The organism is Bradyrhizobium diazoefficiens (assembly GCF_016616235.1).
Classification (GTDB): domain Bacteria; phylum Pseudomonadota; class Alphaproteobacteria; order Rhizobiales; family Xanthobacteraceae; genus Bradyrhizobium; species Bradyrhizobium diazoefficiens_H.
This window is the reverse complement of record NZ_CP067100.1, coordinates 860,976-879,811: the sequence shown is the minus strand read 5'-3', so window position 1 is coordinate 879,811 and position 18,836 is coordinate 860,976. Positions and strand designations below refer to the sequence as shown.

Genomic DNA, 18,836 nt, shown 5'->3' with positions numbered 1-18,836 from the left:
GTTGAACACTGCCCGAGTGGAGCGATCACCCCACCTCGCGCTTCGCGCGATCGATCCTCCCCCTCCAGGGGAGGATAGGTACCTCGACGCTCCGTCCCTAGCTTGCGATGGCGAGCCGGTACGCCTGCTTCGCATTCACCCCGAACGCCTTCTCGCGCACCTCCGAGCCGAGCCTCACTAGACACGCCTCCAGCGCGCTCTTGATCTCGCCATAGCTGCCCGCAAGCAGACACACCGGCCAGTCCGAACCGTAGATCAATCGGTCCTCGCCAAAACATTTGGCAGCATGTTCGACAAACGGAAACAACCGCTCTGCATCCCAATCGTCCCAGGCCGCCTCCGTGGCCAGCCCCGAAATCTTGCACCAGACGTTGCCGCAGGCAGCTAACGCTTCGATGCGGTCGGACCATTCGTCGCTGCCGCCATCGGCGATCGGCGGTTTTGCGGCATGGTCGAGCACGAAGTGCGCTTGCGGAAAAGCCTGCGCGGTCGCGATTGCCGCGGGCAGTTCGCGGGTACGAACGAGGAAGTCGTAGGTGAGATCGCGGGCGAACACTGCTATGAGGCCGCGCTGGACGTCTTCGCGCAGCAGCCAATCCGCGTCGGCCTCGTCGTGGACCTGGTGGCGGATACCTATCAGCTTGTCACCCCCAGGCGACGCACGCAGCCGATCCAGCGTTTCGCCGAGGTCGCCATCCGTCAGATCGGCCCAGCCGACGACGCCGATCACCGATGGCGTGCCATGCGCGATGCGTAAAAACTCCTCGGTCTCCTCCAGCGCGGAGCGGCACTGCACAACGATGCTCGCGTCGATGCCGTTCGCCTTCAACAGCGGCGCCAGATCAGCCGGGCCGAAGGCGCGGCGGATCGGTGTCAGCTCGGGCGCGTCCATCCAGGGATAATCGGCGCGCGCAGGATTCCAGAAGTGCTGGTGGGCGTCGATGATCATGGCTCACGCTCCACCCGGCAGCGGAGCCCGGGCGTCAACGAGGCCGCGCGCCCGCAATTCCTGCCAAAGGGCCTGCGGCACGCTCCTCTCGGACATCGCGATGTTATCGGCGACCTCGGCCGCATTGCGCGCGCCGAGCACGGCCACCGTCACGGCGGGGTGAGCCATGCAGAACTGGAGCGCGGCCGCCTTCAGCTCGGTCCCGTGCTTGCGGCAGAGCTCGTCGAGTTCGAGCGCCCGCGCAACCAGCGCCGCATCGGCATCCTGATAATTGAACTTCGCGCCGGCGCTCGGATTGGCCAGGATGCCGCTGTTGTAGATGCCGCCGAGCAGGATGCCGATGTTTTTCGCCTGACAGACCGGAAACAGCGCATCGAGCGCGCCCTGATCGAGCAGCGTATAGCGCCCGGCGAGCAGGAAGCAGTCGACCGGCACGGCCTGCGCAAAGCGCACCAGCATTTCGGACTGATTCATGCCGGCGCCGATCGCCTTGACCGTGCCGTCCTCGCGCAGGCGCTGGAGTGCGCGGAACGCGCCGGAAACGGCAGCGTCATAGTGGTCGTCGGGATCGTGCACGAGCAGGACGTCGACGCGGTCGAGCCCGAGGCGCGCAAGACTCTCCTCGACCGAGCGCATCACGCCGTCATAGGAGAAGTCGAACACCGGCCGCTCGCGCGGGGTGCCCTTGTAGTGCTCGTCCTCAACGGCGGCGCCATCGGGCACGCGCAGCAGGCGGCCGACCTTGGTCGAGATGGCGTAGGACTCGCGCGGCTGTTGCCGCAGGAATGCGCCGAGCCGGCGCTCGGCCAGGCCAAAGCCGTAGAGCGGCGCGGTGTCGTAGAAGCGGACACCGAGCGACCAGGCGCGTTCGATCGTGGCCTCCGCATCGGCATCGCTGACGGGGCTGAACAGTCCGCCGAGCGGGGCGGAACCGAGACCGATTGAGGTGACGTCGAGAGAACCGAGCCGCGACCGTTTCATTTCCATTGCCTTCAACAGCCTGACCTCAAAATCATCTCTCCCGCTTGCGATAATTCGCAAGCGGGAGAGGCACGCAGGAGCGGGGGCTGGCGACGCTCCTACTTCAGCATCTGCGCGACATTGTCCCTAGTGACGAGATCGAGGCCGGTGTAGACGATCTCCGGCACCTTCTCGCCCTTCTTGATGGCGAGCAGCGTGTCCATCGCCTTCTCGCCCATCTCGAACGGCCGCTGGCCGACCAGCGCATTGGCGTAACCGTCACGCAGCAGTTCGAGCTGCATCTTCAGCGTATCGGCGACGACCAGCGTGAACTTGCCGCTGTCGATGTCCTTCTTGTTCTTGCTGGCGAAGGCCTTGAAGCCCTCCGGGGCGAACATCGGCCAGCCGCCGACGGGAACGATCGCGGCAAGATCGGGCGTTGCGGTGCGCATGTCAGTCATCTGCTGGACCGCGAGCGCAGGATCGTCGTTGCAGAAGGTCGGCGAGCCCGCGACCTCGGTCCATTTCGAGCCCTTCAGCGCCTCGCGCACGCCGTCGACGCGCTCGGCAAGGTTCTTGGCCCCGGGGCCGCCCGAGACCATGGCGTATTTGCCGCCATCGGGCCGCAGCTTTAGGAGCTGCTTGCCGAGTGCGAGCCCGAATTCCTTGTTGTTGGTGCCGATATAGGCGATGCGCTTGGAGCCGGGCGCATCCGCGTCGAAGGTGATGACGGGGATGCCGGCGGCGGTCGCCGCCTCGATCGACTTGGTCATGGCCGCGACGTCGGCGACCGAGATGGCGAGCCCGTCGGCCTTCTGGGTGACGAAATCCTGGATGATCTGCGCCTGTGTCGCCGGCTCATGCTCGACCGGCCCCTTGTAGATGCACTCGATATTGCCGAGCTCCTTGGCCCGCTTCTGACAGCCGTCGCGCGCAAAGTCGAAGAACGGATTGTTCATCGCCTTGGGTACGATCACGAAGCGGTAGTTCGCGGCGAACGCCGGGCTCGCCATCATTGCGACCGCGATGCCGGCAGAAAGAAGTTTCCTCATTGTCTCCTCCACCCTTGTTTGGTGCCCATCCTCTCGAAAGTGCCCGGGAAGCGGACAGGCCACATTTTCGTTGTCTTCCCGAGATGACGTCACGTCAGATCGTCCGCGAACGGATGCGGTCGACCAGCACCGCCAGGATGATGATCACGCCCACCAACGCCTGCTGCCAGTAGGAGCTGACCTGCGCCAGCACGAGGCCGTTGCGGATCACCTCGAGCAGCACACAGCCGACGATGGCCCCGAGCGGACCGCCGATGCCACCGGCGAGGTTCGCGCCGCCGATCACGGCGGCCGCAATCACATTGAGCTCGTAGGAGGTCGCCATGTTGGCGGGCGCCGATCCGAGCCAGCCGGAGATGATGATGCCCTGCAGGCCCGCGGCGAGCGCGCAGATCACGTAGACCTCGATCTTCACCCGCACCACGGGGATGCCGGTGAGCTCGGCCGCCTTCTCGTTACCGCCGAGCGCGAAGACGTGACGACCGAACGAGGTGTGATGCAGCACCACCGCCATCGCCAGTGCCAGGATCACGAGATAGATGAACGGCACGGGCACGCCGAGCACGTCGCCCGAGGTGAGCGCATAGAAATAGTCGGCGTCCGGTCCGCCCGGGAAACTGCCGCGGCCATTGGAGACGACATAGCCGAGCCCGCGCACGATCGAGAGCATGCCGAGCGTGGTGACGAAGGGCGACAGGCCGAGCACAGCGATGCAGAAGCCGTTAACGAGGCCACCAATCAGCGCGACACCGAGGCCTGCGACGATGGAGACCAGCAGGATCAGGCCGGGGACATTGGCCAGCACGGTCTTGCCGTCGGCGGCCATATGCACGAACAGCGAGGCGCCGAGGCCGCCGGGCGTCGACAGCTCGGTCATGACCATCGAGGTGATCATGGCCGAGAAGCACATCATCGAGCCGACCGACAGGTCGATTCCGCCGGTGATGATCACGAAGGTGACGCCGAGGGTGGCGATGGCGATGAAGGAGAAATTCTTCGCCACGTTCTGCATGTTGCCTTCCGTGAAGAAATACGGGCTGGCGAAATGCATGATCACCAGCAGGACCACCAGCGCGAGCAGCACGTAGCCGGTCTGCGAGGCGAAGATGCCACGCTGCCACCATCTGATCTTGCCGACATTGGAGAAGGTGATCGGACTTTCCAGGGGCATGGCCATCACGCCGCCTCCTTCGCGCCAGTGATGAGGGCCGTGACTTCCTCGGGCGAGGTCTGGTGGATCGGCTTGTCGGCCCGCTTCTCGCCGCGGCGCATCACGACGACACGGTCGCACACCGCGAACACGTCGGGCATGCGGTGCGAGATCAGCATCACCGCGACGCCCTGCTCCTTCAGCCGATGGATTAGGCCGAGCACCTGCTCGACCTGGCGCACCGAGATTGCCGCGGTCGGCTCGTCCATCATCACCAGCCGCGCATTGGAAAGCCGCGTCCGCGCGATCGCGACCGCCTGGCGCTGGCCGCCGGACATCTGCTTGACGAGATCGTCCGGGCGTGTCTCCGAGCGCAGCTCGCCGAACAGCTCCAGCGCGCGGGCCGCCATCGCCTTGTGGTCGAGCAAGGCGATTGGACCGAACCTGCGTTTCAGCTCGCGGCCGAGGAACACATTGGCCGCGGCCGTCAGATTGTCGGCCAACGCAAGATCCTGATAGACGACCTCGATCCCGACGGCGCGGGCATCGACCGGGCGGGTGAAATGGACCGCGCTGCCGGCAAACCGGATCTCGCCATGAGTGGGACGGAAATTGCCGGCGATGATCTTGACCAGCGTCGACTTGCCCGCGCCGTTGTCGCCCATCAGGCCGACCACTTCGCCCGGGAGGACCTGCAGGTCGACGTCATGCAACGCGCGGATCGCGCCGAACTCTTTGCCGACGCCGGTCAGTTCGAGGACGGGTGTTGCTCCGTCACTTGTCATCGGCGGCCTTTCTCAGACATAGCGGTTGACCAGGGATTCCAGATATTCCTGCCGGCCCGAGCGCGGCTGCGGATCGAAGCCTGGAGCGAGCGCACGATCGGCGAGATCGGCGAGCGAACGCTGCCCGCCGAGAATGGCGCGGCCCTCGGGCGCGGCCCATCCCTCGTAGCGCTTCGCAAGCGGCGCATTGAGCGCGCCGGCATCGAGCATATCGGCGGCGGCGAGGAAGGCGCGCGCGCAGGCATCCATCGAGCCGACATGGGCGTGAATGAGGTCATCAGGGTCGATCGATTGGCGGCGGATCTTGGCGTCGAAATTGAGCCCGCCCGAGGTGAAGCCGCCGCGGTTCAGGATCTCGTGAAACACGAGCGCCAGCTCCGGCACGTTCATCGCGAACTGGTCGGTGTCCCAGCCGAGCAGATCGTCGCCGCGGTTGATGTCGAGCGAGCCGAACACGCCGAGCGCGTCGGCGAGCGCAACCTCGTGATGGAAGGAGTGGCCGGCGAGGATGGCGTGGTTCTGCTCGATGTTGAGCTTGACGTCCTCGAGCAGGTCATAGCGCGCGAGGAAACCGTAGCAGGTGGCGACGTCGAAATCATATTGATGCTTGGTCGGCTCCTTCGGCTTCGGCTCGATCAGGATCGGCCCCTTGAAGCCGATCTTGTGCTTGTGCTCGACGACCAGCGAGACGAAGCGGCCGAGCTGGTCGAGCTCGCGCTTGAGATCGGTGTTGAGCAGCGTCTCATAGCCCTCGCGCCCGCCCCACAGCACATAGTTCTGGCCGCCGAGCCGGTGCGTCACCTCCAGCGCGGCGCGGACCTGGCCGGCGGCATAGGTGAAGATGTCAGGGTCGGGATTGGTCGCGGCGCCCGCCATGTAGCGGCGATGCGTGAACAGGTTCGCGGTGCCCCAGAGCAGGCGGACTTTGGCCGAGGCCATCTTCTGTTCGAACAGATCGGCGATGGCGTTGAGATTGGCCACGGACTCGGCGAGCGAGGCGCCCTCCGGCGCGGCGTCGACGTCGTGGAAAGTGAAGAATGGCACGTCGAGCAGGCGAAACAGCTCGAACGCGACATCGGCCTTGGCGCGCGCCAGCGCCATCGGATCAGTGCCGTGGTGCCAGGGTCGCAAAAACGTCTCGCCGCCGAAGGGATCGCCGCCCGGCCAGCACAATGAATGCCAGTAGCAGACTGCAAAACGAAGATGATCCTCGAGCCTGCGGCCGTGGACCATTCGGTCCTTGTCGTACCAGCGGAAGGCGGGCGCCTCGCCGGCGTTCTTGCCGGCGTCCTTGCCGGCAAAGGCGACGGGTGCGCTGACATCGAAGAATTTGGCTGGCGCGTTCACTTAAGTCGTCTCCTTCAACGCGGGATAAAGCTCGCGCCATCGGCGATAGGCATCGTCATAGGCGGCAGCGACGGAAGCGCGCGGCGCGAAACTTGCGAGCCGTCGTGGAGGGGTGCAGACCTGCGCCGCATCCTCGCCGGTGGCGGCAAGCCGGCCGAGCCGTGCGGCGCCGAGCGCGGCCCCGACCTCGCCCTCCTCGACGCGGTGGATGGCAATGCCGAGCACGTCGGCGCAGATCTGCGCCCAGAGCGGCGAGCGCGAGCCGCCGCCGACGAGATCGACCTCTAAGACTGGTCCGCTCGCGGCGCTCAGCGCCGCCAGATTATCGCGCGCGGCAAAGGCAACGCCTTCGAGCACGGCCTGCACGATCTGACTCCGGCCAGTCGCACCGCGCAGGCCGACGAAGGCGCCGCTCGCGGCAGCGTCGTTATGCGGCGTGCGCTCGCCGTCGAGATAGGGCAGGAATTTAATCGGGCTCGGCCCATCGACGCGCTCGCCGAGCGGCGCCAGCAGGGCGGCGGCCGGTGTCTCCATCACGCCCGCGAGCCAGGCGAGCGAGGCGGCCGCCGACAGCATCACGCCCATCTGGTGCCAGAGGCCAGGCACGGCATGGCAGAAGGCATGAACGGCCGAGGCCGGCGCCGGTGCGAAGCGATCGGTGACGCGGAACACCACGCCAGACGTGCCGAGCGACAGGAACGCATCGCCGGGCGCGATCGCCCCGAGCCCGATCGCACTCGCAGCGTTATCGCCGGCACCGCCGGCGACCACCACATTCTTTGCCATGCCCCAGCGCTGCGCGTATTCCGGCGCAAGCACCGCGCTGATGTCGCTGCCTTCAACGAGGCGCGGCATGTGGCGAAGATCGAGCCCGGTGGCATGCAGCAGCGCTTCCGACCAGCAGCGCTGGCCGACATCGAGCCACAGCGTGCCGGCGGCGTCCGACATGTCCTCGACCATCTCGCCGGTGAGGCGATAGCGGACATAGGCCTTCGGCAGCAGGACCGTTGCCACGCGTTCGAAAACGTGGGGCTCGTGCCGCGCCACCCAGAGCAGCTTTGGCGCAGTGAAGCCGGGCATGGCCAGATTGCCGGCAAGAGCGTGCAGGGACGGACAACGCCGCTCCAGCTCGCCACATTCGGCCTGCGAGCGGCCATCGTTCCAGAGGATCGCGGGTCGCAGCGGACGGCCGTTCTCGCCCAGCAGCGTCGCGCCATGCATCTGGCCGGACAAGCCGATGCCGGCTACCCGCGCGACCTCGCGCGGATGATGGCTCGCGAGATCATCGACGGCGCCGGTTGTCGCGCCGACCCAGGAATCGGGGTCCTGCTCGGACCACAGCGGCGCCGGATGCGACAGCGCGAGCTCGCGCGCCGCCGTCGCGACAATCGCGCCGGCTTCGTTCACGAGCACTGCCTTCACACCGGACGTGCCGATGTCTAGTCCGAGATACACGCCATCCTCCCTGTTTCCGGTGGCGTGCGCGAGTTCAAACTTCGCCCTTTCGCCACAGGCCGTCCAAAGTCGCGCCGCCGCTACGGCAGATTGTCCCGCATCACGATGTCGATCCTGATCTTCTCCTGTTCGCGCAGGATCGGCTCGCCACGGGCGAGTGCGAGCAGCACGCGCACGGCGGCGCGCGCCTCGTGGCCCGGATTCTGCGAGATCGCGGCATCCATCACCCCCTGGAGCAGCAGCCGGCGCGTCAACGCGGTGACGTCGTGCCCGACGAACACGACCTTGTCGCGGCTGGCCTCGCTCAACGCTTTGGCGACGCCCTGTGTGCCGGCACCGACGTTATAAAGGCCGACAATGTCAGCATGCCTGCCCAACAGTCGCGCCAGGAGTTGCTCCGACCGCGCGTCCTCGTCGCGTCCTTCCAACACGGGCAGCAGGCTGAGCTGCGGAAACTCGGAGGCCATCACCTGATTGAAGCCAAAAATGCGCTCGGCGTGGTCGCGCAGGCCCTGCGATCCCGCGACGATCGCGACCTTCCCGGACCGGCCGCCGGCCAGCCGCCCGACCAGCGCGCCGGCGGTGCGACCGGCCGCAATGTTGTCGATACCGATATAGTGGTGGCGGCGCGAGGACGGCACATCGGAGACCAGCGTGACCACACTGGTGCCGGCATCGACGAGATCATTGATCGCGGCACGGACGCCGGGATGATCCAGCGCCACCACCGCGACGCCGTCATAGTCGCCCGACAGCGCCTCCAGCGAGGCAGCCAGCACCGAAGCGTCGAACACGTCGGTCGCGACCAGCTCGACGCCGAGGCGACGCGCCGAGAGCCAGGCCGACATCTCGCCGAGATAGGCCTCGATCTGCTGCATGAACGGGTTCGGCCCTGACGGCATCACGAACGCGAAGCGGCGGACGCGGCCGCGGGCGAGCTCGGCGGCCGCCACATGTGGCTGGAACTGATTGCGTTCGATCGCTTCCCTGACGCGCCGGACCGTATCCGGCCGCACCCCCGGGCGGTTGTGCAGGACCCGGTCCACCGTCGCCAGGCTGACGCCCGCCTGCCGGGCGATGTCCTTCAGCGTCAGCGCGGCCGCGGTAAGAGTATCGGTGTCCTCTGCCATGGCTGAAGGCTAGCAGAGGCGGTTTGAGGTGCGCAACTCATTTTGAGGGGCAAGCGCGGCTTTTTGAGCGCAGTCGCGCCCGCGCTGCCGTCGGCAGGCTCAGCGGCCGGTCAAATCGAGCGTCAGGAACAGGCTATTGCGATCCTCGACATAGGCTTGGAACGGGCCGCAGAGGACGAAGCCGTGGGCTTGGTAGAGTGCCAGCGCGGGCTTGAAATAATCCCACGACCCGGTCTCGAGACTGAGCCGCGTCATGCCCCGCGCGCGCCCCTCCGCAATGATTTGGCGGAGCATCTGGCCGCCAAAGCCGCGCCGCCGCGCGGTTTGCAGCGTGTGCATCGACTTCACCTCGCCATGGTCGGCCGACAGCGTCTTCAGCGCGCCGGTGGCGACCAGCGTCTCGCCGTCCCAGCCGGTCCAGAACGCGACGTCGCTGGCGCGAAGGCCGGCCAGGTCGAGCGCATGGGCGCTGCCCGGCGCGGTCTGCGCCCGCGCGGCCGCGACGTGATGGTCGAGCAGCGCGATCACGCGCGGATCGTAGGTGTCGCCGGTGCGGATCTGCATCGTCACGGCCTCACACCACTTGCGAGCTGCTTCTGCATGAAGACGAGATCGAGCCAGCGGCCGAACTTGCAGCCGACCTCCGGCATGCGGGCGACCTCGGCGAAGCCGAGCGAGGCATGCAAGGCGATCGAGGCGGCGTTGGCGGCATCGATGCCGGCGATCATCGCGTGCTTGTTCATCGCGGTGGCGCGTTCGATCAGCGCGGCAACGAGGCTGCGGCCGATGCCGAGCCGATGATGCCGCTCGTCGACATAGACCGAGTTCTCCACCGTGTGGCGATAGCCGCGGAACGGACGGAAATCACCGAACGAGGCAAAGCCGACGGCATGGCTGCCCTTCATCGCGACCAGCACCGGATAGCCGGCCTCCCGCCGCGCGTCGATCCAGGCGCGCCGCGAGGCGAGGTCGGCCGGACCGTCGGTCCAGACCGCCGTGGTGTTGAGCGCGGCGTAGTTGTAGATGGCGAGAATGTCGGCGGCATCCTCCAGTGTTGCGTCCCGCACGATCAGCGACATCACATTTTCCCATAAGACGTGCCGCGCCGCGTGATGATGACGTAGCGTGCATCCTGCTTGGTTTCGTTCTCGAACGTCACGGCGCGCATGACGTCGAAGTCGAGACAGTCGCCGTCGCGCAGGCGCACCGTCTTGGCGTCGATATACACGCAGACCGCCCCCTCCAGCATCAGGAGCTGCTGGGTGAAGGCATTGCGGCCCCAGGGGCTGTAGGAGACGCGCGCGCCGGCCGGCAGGTCGACGACGATGATCTCGATGCCGCTCGCTGCATCCGGCGGCGAGGCATGACGCCGCCGGTAGCCGCTGTCGGGATCACGCCAATGCGGCTGGTCGGCCAGCCGCATCAAGCGCTCCGGCGGCTTCTCCGCGAGCGCGACGACGTCGCTCAGCGACACGTCGAGCGCGGCGCAGAGCTTGCCGAGCAGCGCGGCGGTCGCGCTGCTCTGCGCCCGCTCCACCCGCCCGATCATGGCCCGGCTGACGCCGGATCGCGCTGCCAGCTCGTTCAAGGTCATGCCGCCTTGCGTCCTCAGCGTCTTCAAGCGGCGACCGATCGCGCGGTCGAGTTTCTGCTGGTTCATGGTCTCTGATCCGAACATTGCCCGACAGGAGGACCGCATCCGGCGGGCGGGCGGAGCTTAAGCCGGGGAAACGGCGCGTGCCGGAAGCGAGGAGCTAATGTATTGGAATCTTCGGGCGGCGCGCGAGCGCGCGCTTTGGACAGTCAGACCAAATGGACATGCAATTGCGAAAGCTTGGAGCGGGCGAAGGGAATCGAACCCTCGTATGCAGCTTGGGAAGCTGCCGTTCTACCATTGAACTACGCCCGCTTATGCGCCTTGCGCCTGTCCTGATTAGCCGAGACGGCGCGCCCCGCCAAGCGGTTTGGCGCGCGGATGCTTCTTAACGTTTTGGCAAGATTCCAGGTGCGCCGGATTGTGGCAGTGTTATGATCCTCGTGTCTGGGGAGAGACGTGCACTGAGTGGGGCGTGTGCATGGTGGGGCACGGCTATACAATATTCGACACGGCCATAGGCCGTTGCGGCATGATCTGGAGCAGCACCGGCGTCGTTGCCGTGCAATTGCCGGAGGCGCGGGAGCTCGACACCCGCCGCCGGATTTTCCAAACCCATCCCGAGGCGCGCGAGCAGCGGCCATCCGAGAACGCGGAGCTGGCGATCGAGGGGATCGTGGGCCTGCTGCAAGGCAGCGATCCCGATTTTTCCGAGGTCAGCCTCGACGCCGGCGGGGTGCCCGGCTTCAACCGGCGGGTCTATGAGTACGCCTGCACGATCCCGCGCGGGGAGACGCGCACCTATCACGAGGTCGCCAAGGCGCTGGGCGCCTCCGGCGCCGCACATTCGCTGGCGCAGGCGATCGCCAAAAATCCTTACATGCTGATCGTGCCCAGCCACAGGGTGCTGGAAGCCGGCAATTACACCGACCGGCTCTCGCCTTACGGCGGAGTGATCTCCAAGCGACGGCTGCTGGCGCTGGAGGGCGCGCACCCAATCGCCAGCAAGACCCTGTTCGACGTGCTGCTGCCCGTTGCTCCGCCCCGTGCGCCTACCTAAATAGGCGCGATGGACGCGACCACGCTGCTGACGACACGCTCAATGACCGTCTCCGAGTTTCGCTGCGATGCGGGACCGGACGACACGCCGTTTGCGGAGTGCCGCACCGGCCATTCCATCGCCTATGTCCGCTCCGGCAGTTTTGGCTGCCATTGCCGTGCCGGTTTCTTCGAGCTGGTGGCGGGCGCGATGCTGGTCGGCGCGCCGGGCGAGGAATACACCTGCACCCATGAGCATGTCTCTGGCGACGTCTGCCTCGGCTTCTTCCTCAGCGCGGACCTGGTCGATGCGCTCGGCGGACAGCGCGAGGTCTGGCAAGTCGGAGCAACGCCGCCTCTGCCCGAATTGATGGTGCTGGGCGAACTCGCCCAGACGGCAGCGGATGGCAACAGCGACTTGGGTCTCGACGAGGTCGGGCAAATCCTGGCCGGCCGTTTCGTCGACGTCGTCTCCGGCAAGGCGCGCAAGCAGACGACGCCGACCGCACGCGACCGCCGCCGCGCGGTGGAAGCTGCGCTGTGGATCGACGACAATTCGCATACTGAGGTCGACCTCGAACAGGCAGCAAAGCAGGCGGGCCTCAGCCCGTTCCATTTCCTGCGGCTATTCTCGAGCGTGCTCGGCGTCACCCCGCATCAATATCTGGTGCGCTCGCGGCTGCGACATGCGGCGCGCCTCCTCACGGACGAGGACATCGCGGTCACCGACATCGCCTATGACGTCGGCTTCGGCGACCTTTCCAACTTCGTCCGGACGTTTCATCGCGCCGCCGGCGTGTCACCCACAAAGTTCCGGCAGGCTTCGAAGGGTGAGCGCAAGATTCTCCAAGAGCAGCTTGCCCTCAACTGACTAGAGTCGTCTCCAGCGCGCACCGCCACGCGGCACACTTTGCAAATGGAGACCACCATGTATGACCACATCGGACTTCGCGTTGCCGACCTCGACGCCTCAACGCGCTTCTATACCGCGGTGCTCGCGCCGCTCGGTTACGTCCTGTGCTCCAGCGGCGAGGGCTATGCGGGTTTCGGGCCGAAGGGCGAGCCGGCGCTGTGGCTGCATCTGAACAAGGGGCGGAAGGCCGACGGCGCACATATCGCGTTTCGCGCCAAGGACCACGACGCGGTCAAGGCGTTTCACAGCGAAGGCCTGAAGAGCGGCGGCCGCGACAATGGCGGCGCCGGTCCGCGCAAGGATTACAGCCCGACCTACTTTGCGGCGTTCTTGATCGACCCCGACGGCAACAATGTCGAGGCGGTTTGCGTGTGAGCATGCTCGCGCCACACCACACGTCGTCATGCCCCGGCTCGACCGGGGCGTCCAGTACGCCGGGGCCTCTCGATTCTATCACCTCGGTCTCTGGACTGGATCGCCCGATCAAGTCGGGCGACGACAGCTGAGATGATGGCCCTATCGCCCGCCTCTCCACATTACAGGAATCCCCATGGCCTCCATCCACAACGACATCCGCCTCTCCGCTTCCGCGCACGATGTCTGGGACGCGGTGCGCGATTTCGGCGCGCTGCCGCAACGGCTGGCGCCGGGCTTCGTCACCGCCTGCACGCTCGACGGCGATGCGCGCATCGTCACCTTCGCCAATGGCTCCGTCGCGCGCGAGGTGCTGGTCGATTGCGACGATGCGCGGCGGCGGCTGGTCTATGCGATCAACAGCGAGCGGCTGAAGCATTACAGTGCCTCGGTGCAGGTGATCGCGGAGGGCGACAAGAGCTGCCGCCTGGTCTGGATCATCGACATGCTGCCGAACGAGCTTGCGGCCTATGTGCAGGGACAGACTAAAGACGCCGTGATCGCCATCCACAAGGCGTTTCCGCCCGCTGCAGCCTAGCGGAGGCTCACGCGTCGCGGCTCAGTGATTTTTCTCACAGAGCCCTCCTCTCCTCAGCCGTAACCATGGCAGCGTGCGTCCGGTTGGCGCCGCTCTCCCGGTGGCGCCACGCACGCGAGGAGCAGGCCATGAGAGGTGCGGACAAGGTGATCTGCCAGGCGGCCGCCGTGCTGCTGTTGTTTTCGATCTCGAGCGCGCCGGCAAAGGCGCAGTTCCTCGGCGGCGGCGGTGCCGGCGGCGAGGACATGATGACGCAGATGGCGCCGATGCTGGAGATGATGAAGGCGAAGATGGGCAAGCGCCGCTTCGCCATGCTGATGCAGACCATGGGCCCGATGATGAGCCGCATGATGGAGAACGGCGGCGGCGGATTTGGTGGTGGCCTCGGCGGCGGCAATTTTGGCGGCGGATTCGGCGCGCCCAATTACGGCGGCTACACCCCAATGGGCGGCAGCACCATCCCGGCCGGCTTTGGCGGCATGGGCGGCGGCGATATCATGGGCATGCTCGGCGGCGCCGGGAGCGGCGACATGATGGCGATGATTCCGCAACTGATGCGGCTTGCCAATGTCGGCGGCGGCCATCGCCGCCACAGGCATCGTTAATCGGCAACGGTCGAGAGCACCGGCCTGACTGCAGGCTTTGTGTCCCGCGGCCCCCAGCGCGTCAGCACCACGCTGGAGCAGGAGAGCAGGCCGAGCACGACCATCGAGCTCGCGGCCAGCCAGAAGAAGTTTTGCGCAGTGGCGTCATGCGTCGACAGCCACCAGCCGATCGCGGCGATGTAGACGAGCCGCGCGGTCTGCGCCAGCACTGGGCCGATCACCTTGGCCGCCCCTTGCGAGGAGAAGTACATGGTCGAGGCGAGACCGATGAAGGCGTAGAATGGCGCGACCGTCGACAGATATTGATGGCTTGTCGCTCGCACCGTCGCGCTGTCGGTAAAAATGTTGACCCAGAGATCGGGGAAGGTGGCGACCAGGCATGCCGGCGTGCCGACAGCGACGAAAGCGGAGACACCTGCGATCCAGGCAATGCGGCGGGCCCGCGCGATGCGGCCGGCGCCGACCGCCATGCCGATCATCGGCACCGAGGCAATGCCGAACGAGAACGCGATCGAGGTCAGCAAGAATTCCAGCCGGGCGCCGATGCCGTAGCCGGCGAGGATCGCGGTGCCGAACTTCGCCAGCAGGTGGGTGAAGATCGAGATCGTCAGCACCGATTGCAGAGGCGAGAAGCAGGCAATGGCGCCGACCTTCAGGATGTCGAAGAACATCGCCCATTGGACGCGCAGGCCACGCAGTTTTGGGACAACGCGCGCGCGGCCGGAGAACAGGTACCAGCCCATCACGCAGATGTTCATGGAATAGGCGATCAGCGCGCCGGCCGCGACGCCGCGCATGCCGAGCTGCGGCACAGGGCCGAGCCCAAGGCCGAGCGTGCCGCCGAGCACGACCTGCCAAACAGCGGAGTTGAGGATCAACAGCGACGGCAGCTTCATGTTACCGGTGCCGCGCAGCACGCCCGCCATGGTGTTGAGCAGCCAGGGCAGCACCGCGCCGCCGAAAAACACCTGCGTGTAGGCGATCGCATGCGTCAGCACATCGCCGCGACCGCCGAGCATTTCGAGCACTTTGGGTCCATAGAGCAGCATGCCCAGCATGAAGACCAAGCCGAAGGTGATACCGATCAGCAGCGCATGCGCGGCGAGTGTGCCCGCACGCTCGCGATCGCCGGCGCCGAGCGCGCGCGCGATGGCGGAGGCCACCGCGCCGCCCATGGCGCCGCCCGACATGGTCATGGTCAGGATCACGGTCGGAAACACCAGCGCCATCGCGGCCAGTGCTTCCACGCCAAGACGTCCGATATAGGAGGTCTCCGCGATCACCACGCAGGTGCCCGCTGAGAGCGCGACCACGTTCGGCCAGGCGAGGGAGAGCAGCGTCCGCAGGATCGGGCCGTCCATCAGCGCGCTCCGCACCGGCCGCGGAGGTGGCGGCAGCGGACGCTCTTGCTCATCGACCGGGATTTCGGCGATGTCGGACATATTCTCTCCCGGGCACGGGCGCCATTGGCGGCGCGGCAAATGAGCAGGTGTGCCAATGAATTTGTTCGCGCAGAAGGCGCCGAGATGGTTGTTAGCACGCCAATTGCCGATTCCTCCTGCGTCAGGTGCAGGCGTGCCCTGCGGCAGCGCATTTCAGCCCGTGGAATTGCGGTGCTTCCTTTCTTCTCCTTCTCTCCGTTCTTACGGGGCCGCGACGAGCTTCGCTCGCGCTGAGAGGGTCGGGGTGAGGGGCTCTATCCGCGCAGACGGTGAGAGCTGGACTCGCGGAGAGTCCCCCTCGCCCCGAATCTGCGGCCGCAAATTCCGGCCTCTCCCCGCACCCGGGGAGAGACGAAGTGCGCGGCGACAGTCCTGTCTACCCGATTGTCCAGACCAGCGGCGGGCGGCCAGTTGCCGCCGGGCGAAGCTGCACGCCGATGTGCCGGCCGCATCCGGCAGCGAGACCCTCGAACAAGCCTTCCAGCACTCTGGCGCAGGCGCTGTGATAGTCGGCGACGTCATCCATCAACTTCCAGCTCTGCTGGCGGATTTCGAATGTGCCTGCGGACTGCACCGTCTCGGCGGCGTCATCCTGCGCGGCGGACAGCGCGTTGAGGAATGATGCGAATTCGCTTGCACCGCCGCGATTCATCGCGAGCGCGGCCGCGACCTCGTCGAAATACTGCATGCCGATCAGCTTGCCGGTGAGATGCAGCAGATAGCCGGCGTCTTCCGGGCCGAACAGCTGCACCATCACGGGCGCGGCGGTGCGGACATATTCCATCGCGTAGTTGCGATAGGCTTTTTCCAGCCGCGGTTTCGGCCAGCTGGCGACGGGCAGCGCCGGCGCGGTCTTCGCGTCGAACAACGGCGCCTCCAGGTGCCGCGCGAACACCAGACGCCCGTCGAGCTCGAGCGGGTGGTCGTATTGGTGGTAGTAGCCTTCGAGCCCGTCCTGGCCATCGACGCTCTGCTTGGTGCAGACGAAGCCCAGCCTGGTATCGCCGAGTGCAACGCCGTTGTTGGCGTGCCAGCCGCGCAGCATCGCGCGAGAGACCTCGCCCGGCACGCCGCAGATCGCGGTGCCCTTCCAGATCCAGCGCGGCGGCGGATAACGGATCCATGCCTTGGTGTCGCTCTCATACATGTATTCGACATGCACGCCGCCGATCCAGTTGGAGAGATAGTGATATTGCGCGGCAGCGACCGCCGGCGGCAGGTGGTCGAGGCCGAGCTTCTTGAGCCCCGGCAGGAAGCGCTCCTGCTGCTGGCGGCGGAAGACACGGAAGACGAACTCGGCCGCATCGGCCGTGCCACGTCGGGTGACGACAGTGAGGATGAGGCCGGTGAAATAGGCATGGTACAGATCGGCGACGGCGCGCCAGCGTTTCCATTGCGCTTGCTGCGCGGCGTCTGCGGCCATGTTCGCTCCCGATCGTTGTCTTGATCGAGTGTGTCACCGCCCCCGGTGACGGGCAACCTGACGTTCATGCAGGGCGCCCTGCACGGCGGCCCATCAATTCCGCGTCACGAATTTTGCGCAGCCTTGGCCGCGCGCTCGCGCTCGACGCGTTCCGTCACGTCGCGCGCCATCGCGACCGATCCTTGCACCGCCCCGCCAGCATCCCGCACCAGCGCGAAGGTCATCTCGATGTAGAGTTTGCGCTCGCTCTTGTGCAGCGCGCGGGTCAGCGTCGGCCTGCCCGCAAGCTTCATTGCGCCGCTGGCAAGCGCGGCCTCGAAGCCTTTCCAGTGCGCAGGCCGCAGATGTTCGGGAATGATCAGATCGAGGTTCTGGCCCAGCGCTTCCGCGGCGGTGAAGCCGAACAGGGTGGTCGATGCGCGATTCCAGCGCATGATCGTGCCGGAACGGTCGGCATAGATCAGCGCGTCGGCGACATCGTCGAGGATTTTTGCATCGAGTTCGGATGGATTGCTCATCTCGTCACCTCGCGTGTAGCCGGATTGACTTCGTATCCTGCCACACATTCGGTGTCATCGCCCGACCTTGATCGGGCGATCCAGTATTCCAGAGGCGGTTGTGATGGAGTCGAAGAGCCGCGGCGTACTTGATTCCCTGCCTTCGCGGGGAATGACAGGGCTGACACTACACCCGAAAATGCTTGCTCAGCTTCAGGCCCTGCGCCTGGTAGTTCGAGCCGATGCGCTGGCCGTACATCGCGTCGGGACGGGCCAGCATTTTCTCGTAGACGAGGCGGCCGACGATCTGGCCGTGCTCGAGGATGAACGGCACTTCGCGCGAGCGCACCTCCAGCACGGCGCGCGATCCCAGCCCGCCGGCGCCGGCATAGCCGAAGCCGGGATCGAAAAAGCCGGCATAGTGCACGCGGAATTCGCCGACCAGCGGATCGAACGGCACCATCTCCGCGGCGTAGTCGGGCGGCACCTGCACCGCTTCCTTGGAGGCGAGGATGTAGAACTCGCCGGGGTCGAGGATCAGGTTGCCGTCCGGGCGCGCCGAGATCGGCTCCCAAAACTCTTCGACTGCGTAGCCGGAGCGGCGGTCGACGTCGACGACGCCGGTGTGGCGCTTGGCGCGATAGCCGACGAAGCCATTTGCCTTTTCGCCGGAGAGATCGACGGAGACGGCGACGCCGCCGGACAGATCGGCGTCCTCGATGTCGACGAGGCGCTCGGCGGCATGCAGGTTATCGAGCTCGTCGGCATTGAGGATGGCATCGCCGGTGCGGAAGCGCACCTGGCTTAGCCGCGAGCCCTCGCGCACCAGCACCGGAAACGTTTTCGGGCTGATCTCGGCATAAAGCGGGCCGTGATAGCCGGCGCCGATCATGTCGAAGCGGCGGGTGCCGTCGGCGATCACGCGGGTGAAGACGTCGAGCCGGCCGGTCGAGCTTTTGGGATTGGCGGCCGCGACGATCTCCGGCGGCAGCGCGAGGCTTTCCAGCAGCGGCACGATGTAGACGCAGTTGGTCTCCAGCACCGCACCATCGGCGAGGCTGAACTCGTGCAGCTTCAATTCGTCGATGCGCTCGGCAACGGTTGCGCCGGGGCCCGGCAGGAAGCTCGCGCGAACGCGATAGGCGATGTCGCCGAGGCGCAGATCGAGGCTCGCCGGCTGGATCTGGCTTTCGACGAAATCGTATGCGGGCAAGATCAGCCCCGCCTCCGCCATCGCCGCGATCATGCGGTCGGGCAGGATACCATTGGCGTCGGCAGCGACCGTGAATGTCAACCGGGGGTCCTCATCGGGGGGCAAATACATCCGGACATGCGGGAAATACGAGCCTTTTACGGCTATCCGATGGACGCCTTGACGGAAAGGCCATTGCGGAATATGAGCATCACTTATCCCGTGGTGATTTGAGCCGGCCGGCTTGCAGCCACGTTAAATAAGTCGCTAAACAGGCCGGGGACCTCTGTGATCCCGGCCCGTGGTTTTGTCCAGGCCGGTTTTTTTGTGACCGTTTTCGACGAGACGGTCA

General features: G+C 66.1%; 20 protein-coding genes, 1 tRNA gene and 1 riboswitch. Of the genes, 5 read left to right on the top strand and 16 right to left on the bottom strand.

From position 1 onward, the window contains the following. Nucleotides 1-97: 97 nt before the first annotated feature. The 12 genes from JJB99_RS04115 to JJB99_RS04060 all read right to left on the bottom strand — a co-directional run bounded on the left by JJB99_RS04115 (nt 98) and on the right by JJB99_RS04060 (nt 10,737). The gene (locus JJB99_RS04115; protein WP_200497524.1) at nt 98-949 is read right to left on the bottom strand and encodes an amidohydrolase family protein; all 852 of its coding nucleotides are present in this window, start codon (nt 947-949) and stop codon (nt 98-100) included. A 3-nt stretch (nt 950-952) separates the two neighbouring features. Then, nucleotides 953-1,930 carry an aldo/keto reductase gene (locus JJB99_RS04110; RefSeq protein WP_200497523.1) on the bottom strand — a complete coding sequence of 326 codons (978 nt, stop codon included), beginning with the start codon at nt 1,928-1,930 and terminating at the stop codon, nt 953-955. A gap of 98 nt (nt 1,931-2,028) precedes the next feature. Then, entirely contained in the window at nt 2,029-2,961 is a 933-nt protein-coding gene (locus JJB99_RS04105; RefSeq protein ID WP_200497522.1) for a sugar-binding protein, read from the bottom strand. 94 nt (nt 2,962-3,055) lie between these two features. Further along, a complete protein-coding gene (locus JJB99_RS04100) occupies nt 3,056-4,138 on the bottom strand; it encodes an ABC transporter permease (protein WP_200497521.1) in 1,083 nt (360 codons plus the stop codon). Next, nucleotides 4,138-4,896: an ATP-binding cassette domain-containing protein gene (locus JJB99_RS04095; protein ID WP_200497520.1), complete on the bottom strand. Its 759-nt coding sequence runs from the start codon at nt 4,894-4,896 to the stop codon at nt 4,138-4,140. The genes JJB99_RS04100 and JJB99_RS04095 overlap by 1 nt, the downstream gene beginning before the upstream one ends. A 12-nt stretch (nt 4,897-4,908) precedes the next feature. Further along, entirely contained in the window at nt 4,909-6,243 is a 1,335-nt protein-coding gene (gene xylA / locus JJB99_RS04090; RefSeq protein WP_200497519.1) for a xylose isomerase, read from the bottom strand. Beyond that, nucleotides 6,244-7,698: a xylulokinase gene (gene xylB, locus JJB99_RS04085; protein ID WP_200497518.1), complete on the bottom strand. Its 1,455-nt coding sequence runs from the start codon at nt 7,696-7,698 to the stop codon at nt 6,244-6,246. 80 nt (nt 7,699-7,778) lie between these two features. After that, the gene (locus JJB99_RS04080; RefSeq protein WP_200497517.1) at nt 7,779-8,828 is read right to left on the bottom strand and encodes a LacI family DNA-binding transcriptional regulator; all 1,050 of its coding nucleotides are present in this window, start codon (nt 8,826-8,828) and stop codon (nt 7,779-7,781) included. Between the two features lie 99 nt (nt 8,829-8,927). After that, complete coding sequence (locus tag JJB99_RS04075; protein ID WP_200500041.1) at nt 8,928-9,392, bottom strand: GNAT family N-acetyltransferase; 465 nt, start codon at nt 9,390-9,392, stop codon at nt 8,928-8,930. Between the two features lie 2 nt (nt 9,393-9,394). Next, the gene (locus JJB99_RS04070) at nt 9,395-9,907 is read right to left on the bottom strand and encodes a GNAT family N-acetyltransferase (RefSeq protein ID WP_200497516.1); all 513 of its coding nucleotides are present in this window, start codon (nt 9,905-9,907) and stop codon (nt 9,395-9,397) included. Continuing rightward, entirely contained in the window at nt 9,907-10,488 is a 582-nt protein-coding gene (locus JJB99_RS04065; RefSeq protein WP_200497515.1) for a helix-turn-helix domain-containing protein, read from the bottom strand. Before JJB99_RS04065 ends, JJB99_RS04070 begins: the two co-directional genes overlap by 1 nt. Before the next feature lie 175 nt (nt 10,489-10,663). After that, nucleotides 10,664-10,737, bottom strand: a tRNA-Gly gene (locus tag JJB99_RS04060). Between the two features lie 166 nt (nt 10,738-10,903). On the opposite strand from JJB99_RS04060, the gene JJB99_RS04055 reads away from it, so the two are divergent. From JJB99_RS04055 to JJB99_RS04035, 5 genes are all read left to right on the top strand, one after another. Continuing rightward, nucleotides 10,904-11,482, top strand: a complete 579-nt coding sequence (locus JJB99_RS04055; RefSeq protein WP_200497514.1) for a methylated-DNA--[protein]-cysteine S-methyltransferase — start codon at nt 10,904-10,906, stop codon at nt 11,480-11,482. Between the two features lie 9 nt (nt 11,483-11,491). Next, nucleotides 11,492-12,331: a helix-turn-helix transcriptional regulator gene (locus JJB99_RS04050; protein WP_200497513.1), complete on the top strand. Its 840-nt coding sequence runs from the start codon at nt 11,492-11,494 to the stop codon at nt 12,329-12,331. Nucleotides 12,332-12,388: 57 nt separating this feature from the next. Continuing rightward, on the top strand, nt 12,389-12,748 hold the full coding sequence (locus tag JJB99_RS04045) for a VOC family protein (RefSeq protein WP_200497512.1): 360 nt from the start codon (nt 12,389-12,391) through the stop codon (nt 12,746-12,748). A 175-nt stretch (nt 12,749-12,923) separates the two neighbouring features. Further along, entirely contained in the window at nt 12,924-13,325 is a 402-nt protein-coding gene (locus tag JJB99_RS04040; RefSeq protein ID WP_200497511.1) for an SRPBCC family protein, read from the top strand. 128 nt (nt 13,326-13,453) lie between these two features. After that, complete coding sequence (locus JJB99_RS04035; protein WP_200497510.1) at nt 13,454-13,930, top strand: hypothetical protein; 477 nt, start codon at nt 13,454-13,456, stop codon at nt 13,928-13,930. Here the strand turns inward: JJB99_RS04035 and JJB99_RS04030 are convergent. The 4 genes from JJB99_RS04030 to JJB99_RS04015 all read right to left on the bottom strand — a co-directional run bounded on the left by JJB99_RS04030 (nt 13,927) and on the right by JJB99_RS04015 (nt 18,616). Next, complete coding sequence (locus JJB99_RS04030) at nt 13,927-15,372, bottom strand: MATE family efflux transporter (RefSeq protein ID WP_200497509.1); 1,446 nt, start codon at nt 15,370-15,372, stop codon at nt 13,927-13,929. The genes JJB99_RS04035 and JJB99_RS04030 overlap by 4 nt on opposite strands. 376 nt (nt 15,373-15,748) lie before the next feature. After that, nucleotides 15,749-16,795 (bottom strand): hypothetical protein, encoded by a 1,047-nt coding sequence (locus JJB99_RS04025; protein WP_200497508.1) that lies wholly within the window; start codon nt 16,793-16,795, stop codon nt 15,749-15,751. A gap of 104 nt (nt 16,796-16,899) precedes the next feature. Next, nucleotides 16,900-17,313 carry a PAS domain S-box protein gene (locus tag JJB99_RS04020; protein WP_200497507.1) on the bottom strand — a complete coding sequence of 138 codons (414 nt, stop codon included), beginning with the start codon at nt 17,311-17,313 and terminating at the stop codon, nt 16,900-16,902. 166 nt (nt 17,314-17,479) lie between these two features. Beyond that, nucleotides 17,480-18,616, bottom strand: coding sequence for a 2'-deoxycytidine 5'-triphosphate deaminase (locus JJB99_RS04015; protein ID WP_433995749.1), 1,137 nt, complete (start codon nt 18,614-18,616; stop codon nt 17,480-17,482). An 80-nt stretch (nt 18,617-18,696) separates the two neighbouring features. Beyond that, nucleotides 18,697-18,776: riboswitch (SAM riboswitch) on the top strand. The last annotated feature ends 60 nt before the right edge of the window (nt 18,777-18,836 follow it).

Bases quoted from the DNA above. Each gene is read 5' to 3' on its own strand.
- JJB99_RS04115 (WP_200497524.1), bottom strand. From the start codon at position 949: ATGATCATCGACGCCCACCAGCACTTCTGGAATCCTGCGCGCGCCGAT.
- JJB99_RS04110 (WP_200497523.1), bottom strand. From the start codon at position 1,930: ATGAAACGGTCGCGGCTCGGTTCTCTCGACGTCACCTCAATCGGTCTC.
- JJB99_RS04105 (WP_200497522.1), bottom strand. From the start codon at position 2,961: ATGAGGAAACTTCTTTCTGCCGGCATCGCGGTCGCAATGATGGCGAGC.
- JJB99_RS04100 (WP_200497521.1), bottom strand. From the start codon at position 4,138: ATGGCCATGCCCCTGGAAAGTCCGATCACCTTCTCCAATGTCGGCAAG.
- JJB99_RS04095 (WP_200497520.1), bottom strand. From the start codon at position 4,896: ATGACAAGTGACGGAGCAACACCCGTCCTCGAACTGACCGGCGTCGGC.
- JJB99_RS04080 (WP_200497517.1), bottom strand. From the start codon at position 8,828: ATGGCAGAGGACACCGATACTCTTACCGCGGCCGCGCTGACGCTGAAG.
- JJB99_RS04075 (WP_200500041.1), bottom strand. From the start codon at position 9,392: ATGCAGATCCGCACCGGCGACACCTACGATCCGCGCGTGATCGCGCTG.
- JJB99_RS04070 (WP_200497516.1), bottom strand. From the start codon at position 9,907: ATGTCGCTGATCGTGCGGGACGCAACACTGGAGGATGCCGCCGACATT.
- JJB99_RS04065 (WP_200497515.1), bottom strand. From the start codon at position 10,488: ATGAACCAGCAGAAACTCGACCGCGCGATCGGTCGCCGCTTGAAGACG.
- JJB99_RS04055 (WP_200497514.1), top strand. From the start codon at position 10,904: ATGGTGGGGCACGGCTATACAATATTCGACACGGCCATAGGCCGTTGC.
- JJB99_RS04050 (WP_200497513.1), top strand. From the start codon at position 11,492: ATGGACGCGACCACGCTGCTGACGACACGCTCAATGACCGTCTCCGAG.
- JJB99_RS04045 (WP_200497512.1), top strand. From the start codon at position 12,389: ATGTATGACCACATCGGACTTCGCGTTGCCGACCTCGACGCCTCAACG.
- JJB99_RS04040 (WP_200497511.1), top strand. From the start codon at position 12,924: ATGGCCTCCATCCACAACGACATCCGCCTCTCCGCTTCCGCGCACGAT.
- JJB99_RS04035 (WP_200497510.1), top strand. From the start codon at position 13,454: ATGAGAGGTGCGGACAAGGTGATCTGCCAGGCGGCCGCCGTGCTGCTG.
- JJB99_RS04030 (WP_200497509.1), bottom strand. From the start codon at position 15,372: ATGTCCGACATCGCCGAAATCCCGGTCGATGAGCAAGAGCGTCCGCTG.
- JJB99_RS04025 (WP_200497508.1), bottom strand. From the start codon at position 16,795: ATGGCCGCAGACGCCGCGCAGCAAGCGCAATGGAAACGCTGGCGCGCC.
- JJB99_RS04020 (WP_200497507.1), bottom strand. From the start codon at position 17,313: ATGAGCAATCCATCCGAACTCGATGCAAAAATCCTCGACGATGTCGCC.
- JJB99_RS04015 (WP_433995749.1), bottom strand. From the start codon at position 18,616: ATGTATTTGCCCCCCGATGAGGACCCCCGGTTGACATTCACGGTCGCT.